At 44.5% G+C, this 20437-nt stretch carries 20 protein-coding genes; 15 read left to right on the top strand and 5 right to left on the bottom strand.

All coding sequences use genetic code 11. The features are described 5' to 3' along the window. Nucleotides 1–16 precede the first annotated feature (16 nt). From F1644_RS06345 to F1644_RS06320, 6 genes are all read left to right on the top strand, one after another. Nucleotides 17–2344 (top strand): ATP-binding response regulator, encoded by a 2328-nt coding sequence (locus tag F1644_RS06345; RefSeq protein WP_005834090.1) that lies wholly within the window; start codon nt 17–19, stop codon nt 2342–2344. Next, nucleotides 2319–3632 carry a sigma-54-dependent transcriptional regulator gene (locus F1644_RS06340; protein ID WP_028728115.1) on the top strand — a complete coding sequence of 438 codons (1314 nt, stop codon included), beginning with the start codon at nt 2319–2321 and terminating at the stop codon, nt 3630–3632. Before F1644_RS06345 ends, F1644_RS06340 begins: the two co-directional genes overlap by 26 nt. 314 nt (nt 3633–3946) lie before the next feature. Continuing rightward, nucleotides 3947–4363 carry a hypothetical protein gene (locus F1644_RS06335; protein ID WP_028728114.1) on the top strand — a complete coding sequence of 139 codons (417 nt, stop codon included), beginning with the start codon at nt 3947–3949 and terminating at the stop codon, nt 4361–4363. A gap of 215 nt (nt 4364–4578) precedes the next feature. Continuing rightward, nucleotides 4579–4899: a helix-turn-helix domain-containing protein gene (locus tag F1644_RS06330; protein WP_005834085.1), complete on the top strand. Its 321-nt coding sequence runs from the start codon at nt 4579–4581 to the stop codon at nt 4897–4899. Between the two features lie 22 nt (nt 4900–4921). After that, nucleotides 4922–5215 (top strand): helix-turn-helix domain-containing protein, encoded by a 294-nt coding sequence (locus F1644_RS06325; RefSeq protein ID WP_005834084.1) that lies wholly within the window; start codon nt 4922–4924, stop codon nt 5213–5215. Next, nucleotides 5212–5526: a helix-turn-helix domain-containing protein gene (locus tag F1644_RS06320; RefSeq protein ID WP_005834083.1), complete on the top strand. Its 315-nt coding sequence runs from the start codon at nt 5212–5214 to the stop codon at nt 5524–5526. The genes F1644_RS06325 and F1644_RS06320 overlap by 4 nt, the downstream gene beginning before the upstream one ends. Nucleotides 5527–5610: 84 nt before the next feature. Here the strand turns inward: F1644_RS06320 and F1644_RS06315 are convergent, their stop codons facing one another. Together F1644_RS06315 and F1644_RS06310 are read right to left on the bottom strand one after the other, a co-directional pair. Then, nucleotides 5611–6912, bottom strand: a complete 1302-nt coding sequence (locus tag F1644_RS06315; protein WP_005834082.1) for a site-specific integrase — start codon at nt 6910–6912, stop codon at nt 5611–5613. Between the two features lie 30 nt (nt 6913–6942). Further along, nucleotides 6943–8166: a site-specific integrase gene (locus tag F1644_RS06310; RefSeq protein ID WP_005834081.1), complete on the bottom strand. Its 1224-nt coding sequence runs from the start codon at nt 8164–8166 to the stop codon at nt 6943–6945. Between the two features lie 413 nt (nt 8167–8579). Here F1644_RS06310 and F1644_RS06305 point away from each other — a divergent pair, with 413 nt between their 5' ends. The 6 genes from F1644_RS06305 to F1644_RS06280 all read left to right on the top strand — a co-directional run bounded on the left by F1644_RS06305 (nt 8580) and on the right by F1644_RS06280 (nt 12925). Then, entirely contained in the window at nt 8580–9218 is a 639-nt protein-coding gene (locus F1644_RS06305) for an MBL fold metallo-hydrolase (RefSeq protein WP_118304838.1), read from the top strand. A gap of 6 nt (nt 9219–9224) precedes the next feature. Beyond that, the gene (locus F1644_RS06300; protein WP_087421149.1) at nt 9225–9920 is read left to right on the top strand and encodes a 5'-methylthioadenosine/adenosylhomocysteine nucleosidase; all 696 of its coding nucleotides are present in this window, start codon (nt 9225–9227) and stop codon (nt 9918–9920) included. Nucleotides 9921–9930: 10 nt separating this feature from the next. Then, a complete protein-coding gene (locus F1644_RS06295; protein WP_118304837.1) occupies nt 9931–10410 on the top strand; it encodes an S-ribosylhomocysteine lyase in 480 nt (159 codons plus the stop codon). Beyond that, nucleotides 10410–11291, top strand: a complete 882-nt coding sequence (locus F1644_RS06290; RefSeq protein ID WP_118304836.1) for a metal ABC transporter solute-binding protein, Zn/Mn family — start codon at nt 10410–10412, stop codon at nt 11289–11291. Before F1644_RS06295 ends, F1644_RS06290 begins: the two co-directional genes overlap by 1 nt. Nucleotides 11292–11295: 4 nt before the next feature. After that, nucleotides 11296–12051, top strand: coding sequence for a metal ABC transporter ATP-binding protein (locus F1644_RS06285; RefSeq protein ID WP_118304835.1), 756 nt, complete (start codon nt 11296–11298; stop codon nt 12049–12051). A 73-nt stretch (nt 12052–12124) separates the two neighbouring features. Further along, complete coding sequence (locus F1644_RS06280; RefSeq protein WP_087421153.1) at nt 12125–12925, top strand: metal ABC transporter permease; 801 nt, start codon at nt 12125–12127, stop codon at nt 12923–12925. 25 nt (nt 12926–12950) lie between these two features. Here F1644_RS06280 and F1644_RS06275 read toward each other — a convergent pair whose 3' ends face one another. Together F1644_RS06275 and F1644_RS06270 are read right to left on the bottom strand one after the other, a co-directional pair. Further along, on the bottom strand, nt 12951–13166 hold the full coding sequence (locus F1644_RS06275; protein WP_087421154.1) for a (4Fe-4S)-binding protein: 216 nt from the start codon (nt 13164–13166) through the stop codon (nt 12951–12953). Between the two features lie 6 nt (nt 13167–13172). Beyond that, nucleotides 13173–13475 (bottom strand): GNAT family N-acetyltransferase, encoded by a 303-nt coding sequence (locus F1644_RS06270; RefSeq protein ID WP_027202300.1) that lies wholly within the window; start codon nt 13473–13475, stop codon nt 13173–13175. Between the two features lie 508 nt (nt 13476–13983). Here F1644_RS06270 and F1644_RS06265 point away from each other — a divergent pair. Next, nucleotides 13984–14523: an RNA polymerase sigma factor gene (locus F1644_RS06265; protein WP_087421155.1), complete on the top strand. Its 540-nt coding sequence runs from the start codon at nt 13984–13986 to the stop codon at nt 14521–14523. Here F1644_RS06265 and F1644_RS06260 read toward each other — a convergent pair. Next, nucleotides 14509–15582 (bottom strand): thioredoxin family protein, encoded by a 1074-nt coding sequence (locus tag F1644_RS06260; RefSeq protein WP_118304834.1) that lies wholly within the window; start codon nt 15580–15582, stop codon nt 14509–14511. The genes F1644_RS06265 and F1644_RS06260 overlap by 15 nt on opposite strands. Before the next feature lie 159 nt (nt 15583–15741). On the opposite strand from F1644_RS06260, the gene F1644_RS06255 reads away from it, so the two are divergent. Both F1644_RS06255 and F1644_RS06250 read left to right on the top strand, forming a co-directional pair. After that, nucleotides 15742–16866 carry a FecR family protein gene (locus F1644_RS06255; RefSeq protein WP_118304833.1) on the top strand — a complete coding sequence of 375 codons (1125 nt, stop codon included), beginning with the start codon at nt 15742–15744 and terminating at the stop codon, nt 16864–16866. 148 nt (nt 16867–17014) lie between these two features. Then, on the top strand, nt 17015–20410 hold the full coding sequence (locus tag F1644_RS06250; protein WP_118304832.1) for a SusC/RagA family TonB-linked outer membrane protein: 3396 nt from the start codon (nt 17015–17017) through the stop codon (nt 20408–20410). Nucleotides 20411–20437 lie beyond the last annotated feature (27 nt).

Genomic DNA, 20437 nt, shown 5'->3' with positions numbered 1-20437 from the left:
AAAGACTCAAAAGCTAATGAAATTACTATTGCAGCATAAGATATTCATAGGATATTTTCTTCTAATGGCGATTATCGGTAGTATGGTCGCCATCGTTTTACACGAGCGTAAACGTGTGGCGGAGATAGAGCAGGAGTCGATAACCATATTCCAGACACAAAGCAATATCAGCACTACCCATCGCCATATCACCGTGCTTGCTACTTTCGGGGAATCCGTCATGACGTGGACAGATAAAGATTGTGAGTTATACCGTACACGTCGTCTGAAGGCGGATTCCCTGCTGCAAATTTTACGTGAACAATGCAAGGAATTTGTACGTCCGGAACAAGTGGATTCCCTCCGTTCCCTACTGCTCAACAAAGAGGAACATCTGTTGCGGATGAAAGAGATTTTCCGGCAACAAAAACAAATCGACAGCCTGCTGGCCGGCCAATATTCACTTGTCACATCACAAGCAAATACCTCCCGTACTGTCACCCGCAAGAAAAAAGGGATAGCCGGATTATTCGGAGGCAAGGAAACCGTACAATTGCCATCCGCTAATACCAAAGTGAGAGCACGGGGGAACGAGCTTATTTCCTTGCAGGAAGAACGCAGAAGAAACATCGAGACCTATACGGACAGTCTGCGGTTGCATAACCGTGAACTCAACGGTAAGTTGCGCACGTTAATCACAAGCCTGGATGAGCAGGCATTGTCCGCCCTCCGGAACAAAGAAGTCCGTTTGAAGGATTCATACGAGCATTCCACCCTTGTAATAACCGGCCTGATAATCTTCTCCATAATCCTGTTGTTTGTCTTGTATCTTATCATACAACGGGATATCAAGATTAAGGCAAGGAACAGGAAACGCCTGGAAGAAACGATAGAACAGAACTATGCGTTGCTGGAAATGCGGAAGAATATTATCCTGACCATTTCCCATGACATCCGCGCCCCGCTGAACATCATCAGCGGGAGTGCCGAACTGGCTATGGATACTCGTGAAAAGAAACGCAGGAACAATCACATGAACAACATCCGAATTGTATGTAAACACGTGGTACACTTGCTCAACAACCTGCTGGACGTGTACCGTCTGAACGAGGCCAAAGAAACCCGCAACGATGTGCCGTTCAGCCTTAAAGACTTGTTGGAACGTACCGTTTTCGGATTCTCCCACGTGGTCAATAACAAGGGAATCCTGTTCTGTCACGATTTCAAGGATACCGATGTCAAACTTTACGGCGATGTGGACCGTATCGAGCAGATTATAGACAACCTGCTCAGCAATGCAGTCAAATTCACGGAAGCCGGTACAATCAGTCTGAATGCCTGTTATCATGAAGGAGAGCTGCTGTTAGAAGTCAAAGATACCGGTATTGGTATGAGTGAGGAGACGCTCTCCCGTATCTTCCGTCCGTTCGAACGTTTGAGTTCAGTGGCCAACGCCCATGGATTCGGATTGGGGCTGCCAATCACGAAAGGACTTGTCAACCTGCTTGGCGGAACCATCAATGTGACAAGCAGTATAGACCAAGGCAGTACTTTCCGCGTGACACTTCCCATGAAGATGACGGATGAACCGATAGAAAGCGAGAACCGGATAATCCCACACCCGGTGCACCTGCCCCAAAATGTACTTGTCATTGATGATGACACCATGTTGCTGGATGTGATAAAGGAGATGCTGGAGCGTAACGGAATGAACTGTACAACCTGTGCCACCTCCAAAGAGGTCGTAAAGGCAATGCGGGGCAAGGATTATGACTTGCTGCTGTCCGACATCCAAATGCCGGGCACCAACGGCTTCGATCTGCTGACTCTGTTGCGGAACTCAAATATCGGGAACTCCCGTACCATACCTGTTGTGGCCATGACAGCACGCGGTGACAGTGACAAGGAGGCATTTCTCCATGCCGGATTTACAGACTATATCTACAAGCCTTTCTCTTCCTCCGAGTTGCTCAGCCTGCTTTCAACGATAAGAAGAAACCGGCAGGAAGAGACCCATAGCGTCGATTTCAGTCTGATACTCTCTGAAGTCAGCGACAAATCAAAAACGCTTCTTTCCTTTATATCCCAGTCAGAAAAAGACCGGGAGGAACTCGGTACGGCAATGAAAAACGGTGACAGGCAGAAATTGCGTGAAATCACCCACCGGATGCAACCGATGTGGGAATTACTGCAAATGGAAGAAGCCTTGTCGGCTTATCGCGCTTTACTGAAAAACGAGACTATAAACGATAAGATATTGAATGAACATACCCGGCAGATTATGGATTACGCCGCCATACTGATTAAAGTGGCGGAAGCCGAGATAAAAAGAGTGACGAATGAAACGGAAAATACTGATAGTTGAAGACAATGTAGGTCTGTCACAGATGCAGAAAGACTGGCTCTCACAGGCCGGTTATGATGCCGTGACGGCCATGAACGAGACGATAGCACGCTCGTTGATACGCAGAACGCAGTTCGACCTGATATTGTCGGATGTGCGGTTACCTGAAGGGGACGGCATTTCCCTGCTGGAATGGTTGCGCAAGGAAAGGAAGGACATCCCGTTCATCCTGACCACGGAATATGTTTCCGTTTCGGATGTGGTGCGTACCATCAAGCTCGGAGCCAGGGATTACCTGCCCAAACCGGTACACCGGGAGCATCTGCTGGAGTTGGCGGAAGATGTGTTCCGCCCGGTGGCTACGGTGCGCAGGAAAGAGAAGGAGCTGTTTCACCGAACAAGCCCCAGGATTCTGCAAGCGGAAAAGTTTGCCAGGCTGGTTGCTCCGTCCGATATGTCGGTAATGATTCTCGGTGCCAACGGAACCGGCAAAGAATCGATAGCACAAACCATCCATAACAACAGCGAACGCTGGAATATGCCGTTCGTCGCGATAAACTGCGGGGCGTTACCGCGTGAACTGGCCGCCTCGCTCTTCTTCGGGCACGAGAAAGGGTCGTTTACCGGTGCCGACAGCGCCAAGACCGGATATTTCGACATGGCGAAAGGCGGCACGCTGTTTCTGGACGAAATAGGGACGATGTCCTACGAGATACAGTCCTTGCTCCTGCGGGTATTGCAGGAGAATACCTATGCTCCGGTAGGCGGCAGGGAACGGACAGCCGATGTGCGGATAATTGCCGCCACGAACGAGGATATGCAACTGACCATCCGGGAGGGACGTTTCAGGGAAGACCTCTACCACCGGCTGAACGAGTTCGAGATTCGGCAGCCGTCGTTGGCAGAGTGTCCGGAAGACATCCTGCCGCTGGCCGAATTTTTCCGTGAACGTCATTCCAAAGAACTGAAACGGGAAACGCAAGGCTTTACGGACGATGCCAGGCGCAGGATGCTCGCCTATCACTGGCCGGGCAACGTGCGGGAGTTGCAGAACCGAATCAAACGTGCCGTACTGGTCACGGAAACGCCGATGCTGAATATGGAAGCGTTGGATATGGAAATCCGTCCATGCGTAAATGACGATGCCCCTTCACGTACCGTCCTGCCCCTGAGAGATGAATCGATGGAGAAAGAGAGCATTATCAATGCTCTGAAGGTTTGCAACGGACACCGGGAACAAGCCGCGGCGATGCTGAATATCAATCCGGCAACGCTGTACCGGAAAATGAAGAAATACGGGCTGAAGTGAAATTGATAACTGTAATTAATGGAAATATCGCTGAATATATGTAATTTTGCAATTAAATAGAGAAAAATCGGCTTACTGTCAATAGGGCAGTTGCCGACGATATATAACATAAGACCGCAAGGCGTTTCTAATGGGAATCTGGTAAATTAACATTAACAGGAACTATTGCGTGATTGCTTATGCTATGCCTACGCATAGCGTGCATTCACCTATTCCTGTTAAGGCATTCCAGAGCCTCCATTAGAAGTAGCGTGTTTGCACGCTTCTTTTTTTTGACGGCTTCCGGTTGAGAGTAAAATTAAAAACCGGGGTATATGCCAAAAATCCAAGCAGTAACGGCTATGACACTGGACGGCTTTCTGCCGGATGCCGCCGATATGTCGATGCGATGGGTAATGAACCACAGGAAAGGTTTTGCCCATTGGCGGGAACGCTGTGACGCAAGGATTTTACCCCATTCCATTTTGGACCTGCTTTGCGAAAAAGACGGCAAAGGCAATACCTTTACCTATTTGGCCGAAGTTTCCGATTCCGAATCGTTGGAACTGCTCCGAGGGCTTTCCTTTTACAACCTCGTGGACGAACTGATCGTTTACCTGCTTCCCATTTCCTCCGGCGGGGGAACTTCCATACAAAACATTCTTCCTACTCTGCAATGGCGGTTGCATGAAGCCACTACCTTTTCCAACGGTATCTGCCGGTTGATTTATCGCAACCCTCGCAAGATGTAACTTGCACATTGCGGGAATCCTTGCATTTTGCAAGACCGTTTTTTCATTTCAACTTTCCTCTGATAATTTTTATTTCGCTGTATTTCAGCGGAATGCCTGTGTTATTCCGTGAAATGCAGGGTCATTGGTATGCCATTAGCCCTATATCATAGTATAACCTGTTGCGCGACAAGGTGTAATCAGTCATTATTTACACTCAAAAGACAGATCATATTATGATACAGATAGACCGTGAGACGTTCCAGATGATGCTTCACCAAATCATGGAACGGTTCGACAAGATTGAAGACAAGCTGAGCCGCATGAACCGGCAGACCTCTGCCCTTGACGGCGACAAGCTGCTGGATAACCAGGACATGTGCGAGTTGCTCGGTATCACGAAACGTACCCTTGCACGGTACCGCCAGAAAAAACTCGTGACTTACTACATGATAGACGGGCGTACCTATTACAAATCATCCGAGGTCAAGGAATTTCTGAACCGGAAAGGCAGGCTCTCCCTCGCGGAAATGGAGCGAAACAGAATCAATGTTTAACAAATTAAAATGAAGAATTGCAATGGAAATTATCAGTATGGACATCCGGACTTTCGACGCGCTCATGACGCGTGTGAAAACCATCGAGGAAAAGGCCGACATACTATGTAAACGGCAGGAAGACCTCGGCTTGAAAAAATGGCTGGACAACCAGGAGGTATGCGACATTCTTGGCATATCGAAGCGTACCCTACAGGAGTACCGGGCCAAAGGATTACTGCCTTTCGGCAGGATCAAGAACAAGCTGTTCTACAAGCCTGAAGACGTGGAGAAAGTATTACAGTCGTATTATCATGCTAATTCAAAGAAACTATGAACCATTATTTCATTGACAAGCAAGACCCGCGTGTAGCCGACCTTCTCCGCCGTCTGGAGAATACCGGCAGGGCACTGAAGAAAATGGAACCGAACTGTCAACGCTCGTTCAACGGCGAACGTTTCATGAATGATGTGGAACTGGCAAAACTCCTGCGTATCAGCCGCCGCACCTTGCAGGAATACCGGTCATTGCGCATCCTGCCTTACTACCTGATACAAGGCAAGGTGCTGTACAAGGAATCGGAAATTCAGCAACTGCTGGAAGAGGCGCATAGAAAGTGCCTTGACGAACAACAGAAATGGTTATGATCTGAGCAAGCGGTTCCAACGGAACAGTACGAGAGGAACAGCCCGATAATACGGATTGTTCCTCTCATTTTTATTGCCGCTTGTTTACACAGTCTTTCTTTTCCGCTTGGGCTTGGCGATAACTTCTTCTTCGTAGAGGTTTACCGGCCGTTTTGCCGACATTTCACGTAATGCTTTCGTGTCCTCGTCCACTTTCCGGCTTTTCACCTCAGCATATATCTGGGTAGTCGTGATGCTGGTATGTCCCATCATGCGGCTCACGGTTTCTATCGGAATACCCAACGAGAGCGTGATATGCGTTCCGAAATTATGCCTCGCCTTGTGGAAAGTCATGTAGAATCCGTATTGTTTTCCGACCTCTTTCGTGAGTTTAATCAAATATCCGCGACAATACACGTTGAAAATCTTGTCGCTCCGACGTTCCGGCTTGTACTTCTCTATAATCCGCAAGGGAATATCCAACAATCGGATATAAGAGGCGACATCCGTTTTTTTTCGCCGGATACGAATCCACTGACTTCCGTCCTCCTTCTGTATGATATCCTTTTCCGACAAGCGTTTCAGGTCGGCATAAGCCAGACCCGTGAACGTCGAAAAAATGAACCAGTCACGGACACGTTGCAGGTTGGGTTTATCGAGTTGTGTCGCCATCAGTTTCGTCAGGTCCTCGTATTTCAGATGGCGGCTTTTGCGCTTCGGAAGTGCCGGATGCAGTTCATCGTAAGGGTCGCGGCGTAATGTTCCCTGGCTCACCGCTCGTTTGGTCATCTTTTTCAAGCGGTACAAGTGTTCATGCACGGTTTTCTGCTGCATACCGCAATTGCTTCGCAGGTACAACTCGAAATCATCATAAAAATCCTGGTCGAGACTTTTCAGGGTGACATCTTCCGTTTTCTTTTTATCCCGTATAAACTCATGCAAGTGTCTGTAGGAACGGGTATAGCTTTCGTAACTCCCTTCCTCCCGGTCCACGCCGATTCTTTTCTTGAACTCCTCGTTATGTTCCGTAAACAGTGCCAGTAAGGTCAGTTTTTTCTCACCGATACCCAGCATGGCATTCTTGATCAATTCCGCTGTAACGAAACCCAGACTGTTTTTGATACGCTTGTAATGTCCACGGATCTGTTTGTCCAGGTCGACTATGGCGCGGTTCACGGTAATGGCATTTTCGCTTCTGCCGTCGGCACGTCCTGTTTCCGGATTCCACAGGGCGGGATTTACGGCTACCTTGATGCCTATTTGTTCCCATTTGGCATCGACACTTACCTTGCACAACAGCTGGCATGTTCCATCTTTGCGTACCTTTGTGCGGTTGATATAGAACAGGATGGCAAACGTGCTGCGGTGCTTTATCTCTTTATTCCGAATGTTGTTATTTACGTTCATGGCTGATAAGTTTAATATTAGACATACAGGTTAAATGGCAACCGAGAACCGCTCGGCAATCTTGGCATCGAGCATACGGGTGTCGTTCTCTACTTTATCATCGGTCACATGGGCATAAATCTGGGTGGTGCTTATCCGTTCATGCCCCAATATCTTGCTCACGGTTTCAAGCGGGACTCCGTTCGACAGAAGTACGGTCGTCGCGCTGGTATGGCGGGCCTGATGGAATACGAGTCGTTGCTTGATACCGCACAGGTCTGCGATGGTTTTCAGCGCGTTATTCAATTCGCTGTTGCTGTACATCGGCAGCAGTTTTCCTTCCGGTGCGGCATCCCTGTACTTTTCAAGGATATAGAGCGGAATATCCAGTAAGGGGACCTCATAGCTGATTTTTGTTTTCTTGCGGGAGGTCTTAATCCACAATGTGCCGTCCTCGACAGCCACGAGGTCTTCATCCGACAAGCGGCACATATCCCCGTATGGAATGCCGGTAAAGCAGGAAAAGAGAAACAGATCACGGATATGGTAGAGTTTCCTGTTATGGAGCGGTGTCGACATGATGCGTTCCAGTTCATGCTCCGTGAGATACTTTATTTCCCTTGCCGGTCGTTCCGCCTCATAGCCTGCAAACGGATTGGACGTCAGGATACCTGCCGACTTCGCTTTCCGGATAACCGTCATCAGCTGTGTGGTCAGCAGCAGAATAGTTCCCGCACTCAGTTGGCAGTCCGTCCGCAGGTATAGATCATATTTGTCTATGAAAGACCTGTCCAATGCCGTGAAGGGAATGTCCGAAAGGTTGTATTCCTTGTTGAGAAACTGCATGAGTTGGCCACAAGCATACTTGTAGGATGTGGCCGTGCTTTCCTCACGATTGATTCCGACTTTTTTCTCGAATTTCTTTATGAAACTGAGGAAGAACGCCACCAAAGTTTCCTGCCCGTAAGCCATGCCCAAAAGGATACATTTCACCTCCTCGGCTGATACTTTCTCCCGAAGGGCAAACAAGTCCTGATAGATGGAGAGTGCCGAAGCGCGTATCTCGTCCAACTGCCGGTTGATTTCCCTTGACCTTGCGCTCTTCCCCGTGGCACGACCGGAAAGCCATGCCGATTCCGGAGCCGTCATCTTCATGCTGAAGGCCGCCTCGGAATACTTGCCTACATTCAACCTGCCCATAATCGGGCACTCTCCCTGCTCGTCCGCTTCGCTCTTTTTCAGGTAGAACGAAACCCTTACATCTTCTTGATTCATAGCTCTATACTTTTAATTGCAAAATTAACCGGTATAGAGTTACCTGTCAGCATGAAAAATATGGCAGAACATAGAAACAGCCCCTTGAAACAGAAAACAATAGGCATATTTTACCGATATACGGAAAATTCTGCGTATCTTTATTCTCTCAAACAAGGGTTCTTTGAGATGGCAGAGGCGAAATCAGAGTAGTTTCACGTTTCATTTTCGATGTCGTTCGACACTAAAAAAGGCAACGGATAGGTAGCAAAATTACCTCACAACTCCTCAATATCCCGCTTTTTTGGAAAAAGGAAGAATACAGTCATTCAACACCCAATTCCTTTAGTCTCCAACCACTTACTTTATTCCGCCAAAATCTGCCTGAATCTCACGAATTCTTCGTATATTTGTCGGGTTAAAATGTACGACAGATGAAAATTAAAGTATTTACAAATAATCCATGGCAAGAGAACACGATCGTGTTGTATGACGAGACAGGGGAGGCCGTAGTGATTGATTGCGGTTGTTTTTCGAAGGAAGAAGGACAACGTTTGAAGAGTTTCTTAGTGGAGAATCAGTTGACGCCGGTAGCATTGTTAAATACACATTTGCATATCGATCATATTTTCGGGAATAATTTCATGCTGGATGAGTTTGGGCTATCAGCCCGGGCGCATGAGGCGGATTCGTTTTGGGTAGAGGATGCCGAAAGGTATGCGGCTATGTTAGGTGTGAAAGGAATTACCCCGCCACCGGCTTTGGGGGAATACCTGAAAGATGGGGATATCGTGAAGTTCGGACATTCGGAATTGAAGGTGATCCATGTCCCGGGACACTCTCCGGGAGGGCTTTGCTTTTATAGTGAAAAGGATAAATTACTGGTTGCGGGGGATGTTTTGTTCCAGGGAAGTATTGGCCGGGCTGATTTGCCGGGTGGGGATATGAATCAGTTGTTGAATGGTATCCGGGAAAAATTGTTTGTATTACCCGATGATGTTCGTGTCATTCCCGGGCATGGAGGATTCACGACGATCGGAGAAGAAAAAAGAATGAATCCATTTTTTCAATAGAGTTATATGAGAAGGATCGGAATAATTGTGGCCATGACGTCCGAATACGGACTGGTGAAATCATTATTGGAACAGACAAAAGAAGAACCTGTTCGCGGACTTCTTTTTACGGAAGGACGCATCGGGAACGTGGAAGTTATCTTGGTTAAAAGCGGTATTGGAAAGGTATGTGCTGCTGTCGGTACGATGGAGATGATACAGCGTTACACACCGGATATTATTGTCAATACCGGGGTTGCGGGGGGGATAGATCCCTTGACAGAAGTGATGGATATTGTCGTGGGCGAGAATATGGTTTATCATGACGTGTGGTGTGGAGAAGGAAATGAATATGGCCAGGTGCAAGGTTTGCCGGCTCGTTTCGTTTCGGATAAGGAGCTGTGTAAATTGGCATTATCTGTTGCTCATGATGGTAATGTTTACGGAGGTTTGATATGTAGCGGGGATAAGTTTATTACCGATAAAGAGGAGTTGACGGAGATTAAAAAACGTTTTCCGGAAGGAATGGCGGTCGACATGGAATCATGTGCCATTGCACAGGTTTGCTATATGTGTGGGGTTCCATTCTTGAGCTATCGTATTATCAGTGATACTCCCGGGGTAAAAGATCATTACAAACAATATTTGAATTTTTGGGAAGAGGCTCCTAAACGTTCTTTTGAAATGATTAAAGTGTTAATCAAAGCCTTATCAGAAGAATAAAATTTAAAGCATGGAAAAAATACCGAGTTTTACGATTGATCACCTGCGCTTGTTGAGGGGAATTTATGTTTCCCGTAAAGACTATTTAGGTGATCAGGTGGTCACGACGTTTGATATACGCATGAAGGAACCGAACCGGGAACCCGTGTTGGGACAGGGAGAGTTACATACGATAGAGCATCTGGCGGCGACCTATTTGCGCAATCATAAGGAGTGGGGTGACAAGATCGTGTTTTGGGGACCAATGGGGTGCTGTACGGGAAATTACTTTTTGATGAAAGGCGACTTGGAGTCCCGTGACATCGTGGAGTTAATGCGGGAGACCTTCCGTTTTATCCGGGATTTCGAGGGAGAAGTCCCCGGTGTTGCCGCTAAAGATTGCGGTAATTATTTGTTGCACAATTTACCCATGGCAAAATACGAGGCTGCAAAATATCTTTCCGAAGTGTTAGACGTGATCGAAGAGAAGAATTTGATATATCCAATATAATGAAAATAGGAATTATAGTTGTTTTGATAGCCTTATTAACGGCTTGTGGGGAGAATAAAGACAAGGAGAGAACGATTAGCGTGAGTATTTTACCACAGCGTTATTTCGTGGGGAGAATTGCGGGTGATTACGTGAAGGTGAACGTGATGATTCCACCGGGAGCGAATCCTGCGGTGAGTGATCTGAGTACGGAGCAGTTGAAGGCTTTACACAATAGCTCTGTTTATTTTGCCGTGGGATATTTGCCTTTCGAGTTGAGTAATTTGTATCCTTTTCTGGAAACTCAGAAAAATATGTTACTCGTGAAGCAATCTGTCGGGATGGATTTGGAGCAAGGAGCTTGTAATCATGACCACGGACATGGACATCAGCACGATCACGGTTCGCATGGCGGGAATTTTGATCCTCACGTGTGGATGTCTCCCCGGTATGCGGAGATGATGGCTCGCACGATATTGGATGTGTTGGCGGCAAAATTCCCCGATCAGAGGGAGGCGTTTGAAAAAAACTATCGTCAGTTCCGGGTGGAGATTGATAGCATTGATCAGGCAGCCCGTCGAATTATTCCGAAGAAAGAGAATAAAACTTTTCTAATTTATCATCCGGCACTGACTTATTTTGCCAAGGATTACGGGATGGAACAAATCTCTATTGAAGATGAGGGAAAGGAACCGAATCCTTCGCACTTGAAAGCGGTGATCGATACTTGCCGGGCTAAAGGAATAAAGATTGTTTTCATTCAGAATCAATTTGATGTGGCCAATGCCAAGGCTATCGCCAAGGAGATTGATGGAGAGGTGATAACCATAGACCCGCTGAGTCCGGACTGGAAGGCCGAGATGTATTCTTTATTGGGTATCATTGAACAGAAAATGAAATAGAAGAATGAATGAACTTCTGGAGTTAAAAGGGATTACAGCGGGATACGAGCAGGCGGTCGTGTTGCGGGATGTAAATCTTACCATTCGGGAACATGATTTTATCGGGATCATCGGACCGAACGGGGGTGGAAAAACAACTTTATTGAAGGTGATTTTGGGATTGTTAAAACCTTTCTCCGGTGAAATTGTTTATCATGTTACTAAACAATCTTTGTTTGGTTATTTGCCTCAGAACAGCCGTTTTGACGCAAGATTTCCGATTAGCGTGAAAGAGGTCGTTTTGTCCGGTTTGATGTCGGAGAAGGGAATTTTTAAGGGTTACACGAGGGCTGATCGGGAAAAGGTGGATGAGCTTTTAAAAACATACGGAATGGGAGGATTCGGGAATCGCCCGATAGGAGAGCTTTCCGGGGGACAGATGCAGCGGGTATTCTTGTGTCGAGCTATTATTTCTTCCCCGAAGATTCTTATTCTGGATGAGCCTTCTACTTACGTGGATGCGAATTTTGAGAATGAGTTCTATTCCGTGTTGGGCGAATTGAACAAAACGATGAGTATCGTGATGGTTTCTCACGATTTGGGAACAATCTGCTCTTACGTGAAGACGATAGCCTGCGTGAATGGCGGCTTGCATTACCATGAATCAAATCTGATCACGCCGGAACAATTGAAATTATATAATTGTCCGATTGAATTGATCTCTCACGGTACGGTGCCTCATCGGGTGTTGTTGAAACACGATCGTACAATTGAAAATTGAAAGTGAAGGGAAGCACTAGATTGATTGTTTTTTCAATCTAAAATCTAAAATCATTAAATCTAAAATTAATAAGGTGTTTGAATTATTAGAATATACTTTTTTCCAGAATGCATTGTTGTGTACAATTCTGATTGGCGTGAGTTGTGGATTGATAGGAACTTATATCGTGGCCAAACGGATGGTCTTTATCAGTGGGGGAATCACACATGCTTCTTTCGGGGGATTGGGATTAGCCTATTTCTTAGGGCTATCGCCTCTTTTCGGAGCGGCCGTGTTTGCTTTGGCCGCCGCTTTCTGTATTCTATATCTTTCGGATAACAAGCGATTTAAGGAAGATTCCTTGATTGGGATATTCTGGTCTGCGGGTATGGCCATCGGGGTGTTGTTTATTTATCTGACACCGGGGTATGCTCCTAATTTGTTATCTTACTTGTTTGGTAATATCCTCACGGTGACGGGGGAGCAGGTTATTCTCTCGCTTTTGTTGTGTTTGGTGATCATCGTGTTTTTTGCTAAATTTTATCGTCCTCTATTCTATATCGCTTTTGATAAAGAATACAGCCGGACACATTTCGTCGCATTGAATGGTCTGGAAATCGGAATTACGGCATTGATCGCTTTGTGTATCGTGTTGTGTATGAAACTAGCGGGAATCATTCTCGTGATTTCGTACCTCACCATGCCACAGGCTATTGCCGGGATGTTTCATAAGAATTTCACGAAACAGCTCGTGTGGGCAACGATTATCAGTTGTGCTGGTTCGGTTATCGGCTTATTTACTTCGGCAGCGCTGAAATTACCTTCGGGAGCAACTATCGTGCTTTGTTTCTTGTTGATATTTATTGTTTGCTATTTGTGGAAAAGGAAAAAATAAAAGTCGCCGAATTCGGCGACTTTCACTACTTATTCATTTTGTAACTTAATGCTCCAGAAGGACATTTGTTAATTTGTTCGATTAATTCTGCCGTCGTGGCATTCTCGATTTTGACCCAAGGTCTTTCTTTGGGATTGTATACCTTGGGTAACATTTTCACGCACACTCCGGCGTGTTGGCATAAACCCGGTTGCCAGATAATGGTTAACTCTCCGTTTGTATATTCAATTTTCTTATCCATGTGTGCTTATTTTATATTAATACCTTTCATCACGATGCGTCTCCATTCGGGGTGTTTCTTGATATAAGCTGCCACGAAAGGACAAAGTGGAACTAACCGCAAACCTTGCCGCTCAATGTCTTGTAACGTTTTTTCTACCAACTGGCTACCTATCCCTTTCCCTTCCAGTTCCCGCGGGACTTCGGTATGGGTAAGATATATCTCTCCGTTGATTGATTTTATATATTCGATTTTCGGGGTATAGTTCCCGATACGGAATTCATATTGTTGCCGATGTACGTCATCTTTTAATTCATAATCCTCAGTCATAGCCTTAATTTTTAAAGTTTAATTATAAATTAAACGTTTTGAAAAGCGATTTTGTTCTGTTTTTAGAGAATTTTTTGAACATGGATATAGTTATTCATTAACACGTGTTTTATTACTCTCATGGTACGTTGTTACTCTATTGTTTGGCTAGGTTTTCTCCGTGTCTTCTCCGTGCTTTCTCCGTGTCACTTGCGAGTGATCGCCGGAGAAAATACATTTGAATGCGGAATGAATCAAAACGGAGTTATATTGAAACATCGAAGGAACATAGGTATGACCTAGAGGTGATTGTATGTTAAAGTTTTGTTTCAATTGTTTTTGCTGGAAATTTATTTCTAGCTTTAGTCTGGTGTTTCCTTTTAGGATCTATGTATGATATGGGGTTTGTGACCTAAAATAATGTTAGGGTACGATAGTACCTTTTGTGGGTTTGTGGATAGTTATTTTGTTGGAGGTAAGAAACGGAATACAGGAAAGTCAATAGTGGATATGTAAATAAAGTTGTTTTATGGATGAGATAATTAAAAGATTTCGGGAAGGAAATCAACGTGCATTCGAAGAGTTATTCTGGGGTTTTTTCTCTGCAGGACGCCAGTTTGTCAAGTCTTTCCAAGTTGACGATTCTTCTGCAGACGATATTCTTCAAGAGGTGTTCATTCATATCTGGGATAAACGACAAGCTTTCAAGAGTGAAGATCATTTTAAGGCTTATTTTTATAAAGCGTTGAGAAATAATACGGTGAAATACATCACGAGAAATAAACATGTACTGAATCTCGAATCTGCCGAGAACAAGGAGAGTGATGATGTATTGCTCAAAATCACCGAAATCGAGTTTAATCGTGAAATATCCCGGGCCATTTCCTTATTACCTGAAAAGCGTCGGGAGATCATTCTGTTGTCGATGTCCGGCATGAGCGAACAGATGATCGCCGACACTCTCAATATTTCTATCAATACGGTAAAGAACCAAAAAACAAAAGCCTATGCCTCTTTACGTCAAGAACTTAAAGATATTAGTAGTTTTGTTCTTTTATTTGGGTTGTGAAGTCTTTTTCTGACGTTCCAGCGTGTTTATGATCCGGGTTCGTATATCGTCTTTGTTAATCAGAGCGACAATTTGTTTACTCTGGTCTTCACTCCATACTTCGTTTACGGCCGGAATGGTGAAGTATAGGAATCGATCGATGTCATTATTTTCAAGGTCACCGGATACCTTTTTAATCATTTCGAAAAGTGCTTCCCCTCCTTCTTTCGTCAGATAAGTGGCTACTGCCGCTTGATAGAGAGGTAAAGAGGTTACTCCAGTAAGGTGAAGTGCTTCCAGTTGTTTGTTAACTTGTTCTACATCAGTCGTGGTTGCAGCCATTTGTTTGCCAAGAATACCACAATAATAGGCTTCGTATTTCCGATTTAGGATTTGATCCACTTTATCTTGCCCCACGACTTCACGGAATTTTTCCACGTGTTGTGTAAGGAATTTCTCTCGTGGAGAACCTAACCGTGCGTGTTCGTCGAATAGAAACAAACACTCCTCGCATATCAATTCATCATCACTTAGAGAGTTGGCAAACTCTTCGATGAGGGGACCCACGTTCGTCGTGTAGGTATGTTGTAATGCTTGAAGATAGCTAGAGGTTAGCTTTTTACTCCGTTCGCCTGCATTGTATCGCTTTTGAAGTTCTCCGAATGCGAGTTCCGGATTAAAGGATTCTTCAACTTTATCAATAAACTCAAGTCCCAGCACTCCACCGGCAAACATATGTATCAGGTTGCCATCGTTGTTGAGAATGACAAATGTCGGGTACGCTTTGATCCCGAATTTTTCTTTGATGGCGGGACCTTCTTCACCTTTTTCAGCATTTGCTTTAATACATATGTATTTCGGGTTGAAATAGTCTCCCATTTCTTTCATGGGGAATATTTCTTCGGTCATCAACCGGCATGGCCCACACCAATCTGTATAACAATCTATGAATACAAGTTTGTTTTCGGCCTTTGCTTTTGCACATGCTTCCTTGAGTGTTAATTCTTGAAAATTAACACCTTGGGCAAAAGGAGCTACTGATGATAATACAATAGCTAGTACTAAAATACATTTTTTCATAATTTCAAATTGATAAGTGTTTTTACTTCCTTAAATATCCAGAAGAGATGAAAAGGTATTATCCTGTTATCTTTTTAAATGTAAAAACATTTTTTGGGTCATAGGATAATACCTTTTGTCCGGTTGTGGATATTAGAAGTGTAAAAACATTGTTGAAACATGAAAGAGTATTATAAATCGACAAGGCTTGCACGGCTGCTAACGAAGTTCGTCATGCAGGATATATCTGAAGGGGAGAAAAAAGAGCTTGTCTCGCTGGCGAGGAAAGCGGGTGTGAACATTCAGAAAATTATTCAGGATGTTGCCGAAAAGGAAATGACATTGGGTAATGATGATGCAGAAATAGAAACCGGGAAAAAAGTGTGGTTGTCTATAGAGAATGAACTGAAACGTCCGAAACGTCATGTCGGGAGGCTTTTGTTACGGTATGCCGCAATTATTATTGTATGCCTCGGGCTTTCCGGTGGGTTTTATTTGTATATGAACCAGGTTGATGATACGGGAAGAGAGATTGTTTTGCTGGAAAATGAGACGGTACTTGAGTTTCCTTCCGGTCATAGCGTGGTGTTGACGGATAAAACGAACGTACTGGATATTATCCGACAAAATACGGTCCCCTTGGAAAAAAAATCGACATCTGCTCCGGAATTATATAAAGTGAGGGTTTTGTGTGGTGCAACACGAACCATCATCTTGGAAGATAGTACGACCGTAGTGTTATATCCCGGTTCTGAATTGCAGTTCCCGGAATTCTTCTCGTTGGATGAGCGTTCCGTGATGTTGTTGGGTGAGGGGTACTTTAACGTGAAACGTGATTCTACTCGACCCTTTACAGTAAATACGGAACAGGTTTCGATTGAAGTCTTGGGAACGAGTTTTAATGTGAGAGCTTACAAAGAAGAACAAACGATAGAAACCGTGCTTGTTACTGGTAAGGTGATGCTGAACGGTACGACGGTCTTGCAACCGAATCAGATGGCCATCTTCGATTGCGGGAATCGGCAAATCAAAATTGAGGAGGTGAATGCGGATGTTTACAGGGAACGATCCCGGGGAATGTTCGTGTTCGACAACCGAACTCTTGACGAGATTATGCATGAATTCAGTCAGTGGTTTGGTTTCGAGTATAGCTTTGAGGATAGTGCGTTAAAAAACAAGAAGTTTCGGTTAAGGCTTCCACATATGGATCGTTTTGACCAATTAATGAGTCTGATGGAAAAGACTGGTGAGATTAGATTTTTAGTATCTGGGAATCATATAAAAATTAAGAACGGCAAAGAATAACTGTAACACAAATGATGAACCCGAATTCGGGCAGGAATTCGGGTCAACCAAACAGGGGAAAGAAGGTTAACGAGTTCTTCTTCTTTTCACCCTTCGACTTTTGCAAAGATAATAATTTTAGAACTCGATAAACCTACCAATTAAATGTATGAAAAAAAAGAGACAAGAGTGTCTTTGGGGAAATAGAATTTCTTCCCCAAGAGCAAGATGTTTGCTTGTTATTGTGGTGTTATGTTTCTTTTCTCTGTTTTCTTCGCAAGTGTCTGCACAGGAAAACCGAAACATAAGTATCAATAAACAAAATGTTCCGTTCGAGGAAATCGTTCGGGAGGTCGAAACACAGACTGACTATTCATTCATGTATAGTACGGAAACAGTACAGAGTATTGGGAAAGTCAGTGTGAACGTTACCAATGTTTCCATAAAACGTTTGATGGATGCCGTTTTGATCGGAAAGCCTTGTACATACCAGATTGAGGGGAAAGTGGTCATTATTAAAATTAAGGAACAACCGGTGCAAGATACTATTAGACAAAAAGCTGTGAAAATAAAAGGAGTTGTTACCGAGGCTGATGGATTGCCTCTTATCGGTGCGACGGTTGTTGTCAAAGGTACAAGCGTGGGAGTGGTTACAAATGCTACCGGTAATTTTGAACTGGAGGTCCCGGCTGATCACGATCTGGTAGTGGTTTCCTTTATCGGGAAGACTTCGCAGGAAGTTCGTATTACCGGAAAAACGGAAATCAATGTCGTGTTACAGGATGATGTCCAATCAATAGATCAGGTTGTCGTGACAGGTATTTTCAATAAATCCCGTGAAAGTTACACAGGGGCAGTTAAAACGATTTCTGCCAGCGATCTGAAAGCATCGGGTAATCGTAGTATTTTGTCTCAGATTAGTAATATTGATCCGAGTTTTAATATAGCGGATAATATTGAATTTGGATCGGACCCGAACCAGTTGCCGGATATTACCATTCGCGGGCGTACCAGTATGGATGTCAATGTGCGCAATCTTCAAGAGGAGAGTAGCGTGAAGAGTACGGCTAACTTACCTTTGTTTATCATGGATGGTTTCGAGGTGTCACTTCAACGAGTGATGGATATGGATGACGAGCTTGTTGAAACAATCACGCTGCTGAAAGATGCAAGCGCTACTGCGATGTATGGGGCTCGCGGGGCGAATGGGGTGGTAGTGATTACTCTCAAGCGTCCAGAAGCCGGTAAGTTGAGAGTGAGTTATCGCGGATCTGTCAATATAGAGGCTCCTGATTTCACATCTTATAACTTGATGAACGCCCGAGAAAAGCTAGATTATGAAGTAGCGGCAGGAATGCTTGATGATAAGTACAATCCCAATAACCAGAATCTGATGGAACTGTATAATCGTCGTTTGATTGAAGTCGAACGGGGTGTGAATACCTATTGGCTGAAGTATCCGGTGAAGACGGGTGTCGGGAATCGACATAGCTTGCGGGTAGACGGGGGCTCAGATAACTTCAAATATGCGATCGGACTTTCTTATAATAATATCAATGGAGTGATGAAAGGATCGTCACGTAACACGTTATCGGGAAATTTGTATTTCCAGTATGAACTTAAAAATCTGAAGTTTCAAAACGATTTGACTATTAGTTATAATAAAAATAAAAATTCTCCGTATGGAAGTTTTTCGGAATATTCTCTGGCGAATCCAATTTATACTCCTTATGATGACGAGGGGCATATAAAGAAACAGTTGGTGGAAACTATATCCCAGACCTCCCGGACTCCGGATCCGGCTGGTAATCCGCTTTACAATGCGTCGCTGCCTTCTCGGGATGATGGTAGTTACACGAATATCCAGAATAACTTTGCCATAGAGTGGAAAATCACTTCCGACTTGTTCGTGCGGGGAAACTTCGGTTTCACGAAACAGGATTCTCGTACGGATAAATATCTTTCCCGCGAGCATACCAGTTTTGACACTGACGAGTACAAGGGTGAGAATTCCAATATGAAGGGAAATTATACCTACACGACCTCCTATATGTTTTCATACGAGGGGAATTTAACGGTCAATTACACGAAAATTTTCAATAAAGTTCATCAGCTTTATGCCGGGTTGAGTGCCAATCTTGCAGAAGATAAGGATGAGAGCTATTCTGTTACCGGGCGAGGTTTCTCGTCGTTGAATATGAAGAACTTGGGAATGGCCGGAGCTTATGCTTTAGGAAAGCCTACCAGTACGGAGGCTCATTCCCGTCGGTTAGGTTTGATATTTAATGTCAACTATACTTACGATCGTCGTTATTTTGTCGATTTCTCTGGGAAGATCGAGGGATCGTCCAAATTTGGAAGTAATGACCGTACGGCTCCTTTCTTTTCTGCCGGGTTGGGATGGAACGTACATAATGAAAATTTTTTGAGTTCGTCAAATGCTATTAATTTGCTTCGTTTTCGCTTCTCTTATGGTACTATCGGGTCCCAGAATTTCAGTTCGTATCAGGCACTGACCACTTACCGGTATTTTGGACAGGAGAACTATAAGTATTGGAACGGGGCATATATGCTTGGAATGGGTAATCCGGATTTGTCTTGGCAGAAGACAAAGCAATTGAATCTGGGAGTTGAAACCTCTCTTTTCAATGGTTTGGTACGTTTGAACGTGGACTATTACAATAAGCTCACGGAGGATTTGCTTACAGATATTAATCTGCCCACGGCCGGAGGTTTCTCCAGTTATAAGGCAAATGTCGGGGAGGTACGCAACAGGGGTATCGAGCTTGACGCTAATGTGTTTTTGATCAGAAATAGTGAAAGTCATATTATGTGGTCTGTCGGAGGAAATCTTGCACACAATGTAAACAAGATACTGAAAATATCCAATGCGTTGGAATTCCTTAATTCAGAATTGTTAGACGAGGCCGGACCTAATCCGAGCTTTCTTTACCAGGAGGGACAGTCCATGAATACGATTTTCGTGGTTCGTTCACTTGGAATTGATCCGGCAACAGGTTCTGAATTGTTTTTGAACAAGGATGGGGAGAGAGTCTACACGTGGGACCCGAAAGACAAGGTGCCTTTCGGGGTGAATGAACCTAAAGTTCGGGGCAATCTCAGAACCATGTTCCGATGGAGAGATATTACGTTGAATGCTACGTTCTCTTATCGTCTTGGGGGCCATATCTATAACCAGACGCTTGTGGATAAAGTGGAGAACACTACAACTGCAGTGAAACGCTGGGGAAATCTGGACAAGCGGGCTTTGTACGATCGCTGGCAGAATGAAGGTGATGTTACGAAATTCAAGAATATTAAAGATTTCAATACCACAAATGCCTCTTCCCGTTTTGTGATGAAGGAAAATGCCCTTAGTCTTAACACGCTAAATGTTAATTATGAATTCGATACAGAATGGCTGAAGAGACATTGCCGTTTGGACTATCTGGCCATCGGTTTTTATGCCGAAGATGTTTTCTACCTTTCGACGGTTAAGCAGGAACGCGGACTTTCCTATCCTTTTGCCCGTAAATTCTCGGTTTCACTATCGGTAAGGTTTTAATACTAGAAACAATAATCAATCAGCATG

The organism is Butyricimonas paravirosa, assembly GCF_032878955.1.
GTDB lineage: Bacteria > Bacteroidota > Bacteroidia > Bacteroidales > Marinifilaceae > Butyricimonas > Butyricimonas paravirosa.
Note: the sequence above shows the minus strand (reverse complement) of the source record. Positions and strands in the feature narration are given on the sequence as shown.

Bases quoted from the DNA above. Each gene is read 5' to 3' on its own strand.
- F1644_RS06345 (WP_005834090.1), top strand. From the start codon at position 17: ATGAAATTACTATTGCAGCATAAGATATTCATAGGATATTTTCTTCTA.
- F1644_RS06340 (WP_028728115.1), top strand. From the start codon at position 2,319: ATGAAACGGAAAATACTGATAGTTGAAGACAATGTAGGTCTGTCACAG.
- F1644_RS06335 (WP_028728114.1), top strand. From the start codon at position 3,947: ATGCCAAAAATCCAAGCAGTAACGGCTATGACACTGGACGGCTTTCTG.
- F1644_RS06330 (WP_005834085.1), top strand. From the start codon at position 4,579: ATGATACAGATAGACCGTGAGACGTTCCAGATGATGCTTCACCAAATC.
- F1644_RS06325 (WP_005834084.1), top strand. From the start codon at position 4,922: ATGGAAATTATCAGTATGGACATCCGGACTTTCGACGCGCTCATGACG.
- F1644_RS06320 (WP_005834083.1), top strand. From the start codon at position 5,212: ATGAACCATTATTTCATTGACAAGCAAGACCCGCGTGTAGCCGACCTT.
- F1644_RS06315 (WP_005834082.1), bottom strand. From the start codon at position 6,912: ATGAACGTAAATAACAACATTCGGAATAAAGAGATAAAGCACCGCAGC.
- F1644_RS06310 (WP_005834081.1), bottom strand. From the start codon at position 8,166: ATGAATCAAGAAGATGTAAGGGTTTCGTTCTACCTGAAAAAGAGCGAA.
- F1644_RS06305 (WP_118304838.1), top strand. From the start codon at position 8,580: ATGAAAATTAAAGTATTTACAAATAATCCATGGCAAGAGAACACGATC.
- F1644_RS06300 (WP_087421149.1), top strand. From the start codon at position 9,225: ATGAGAAGGATCGGAATAATTGTGGCCATGACGTCCGAATACGGACTG.
- F1644_RS06295 (WP_118304837.1), top strand. From the start codon at position 9,931: ATGGAAAAAATACCGAGTTTTACGATTGATCACCTGCGCTTGTTGAGG.
- F1644_RS06290 (WP_118304836.1), top strand. From the start codon at position 10,410: ATGAAAATAGGAATTATAGTTGTTTTGATAGCCTTATTAACGGCTTGT.
- F1644_RS06285 (WP_118304835.1), top strand. From the start codon at position 11,296: ATGAATGAACTTCTGGAGTTAAAAGGGATTACAGCGGGATACGAGCAG.
- F1644_RS06275 (WP_087421154.1), bottom strand. From the start codon at position 13,166: ATGGATAAGAAAATTGAATATACAAACGGAGAGTTAACCATTATCTGG.
- F1644_RS06270 (WP_027202300.1), bottom strand. From the start codon at position 13,475: ATGACTGAGGATTATGAATTAAAAGATGACGTACATCGGCAACAATAT.
- F1644_RS06265 (WP_087421155.1), top strand. From the start codon at position 13,984: ATGGATGAGATAATTAAAAGATTTCGGGAAGGAAATCAACGTGCATTC.
- F1644_RS06260 (WP_118304834.1), bottom strand. From the start codon at position 15,582: ATGAAAAAATGTATTTTAGTACTAGCTATTGTATTATCATCAGTAGCT.
- F1644_RS06255 (WP_118304833.1), top strand. From the start codon at position 15,742: ATGAAAGAGTATTATAAATCGACAAGGCTTGCACGGCTGCTAACGAAG.
- F1644_RS06250 (WP_118304832.1), top strand. From the start codon at position 17,015: ATGAAAAAAAAGAGACAAGAGTGTCTTTGGGGAAATAGAATTTCTTCC.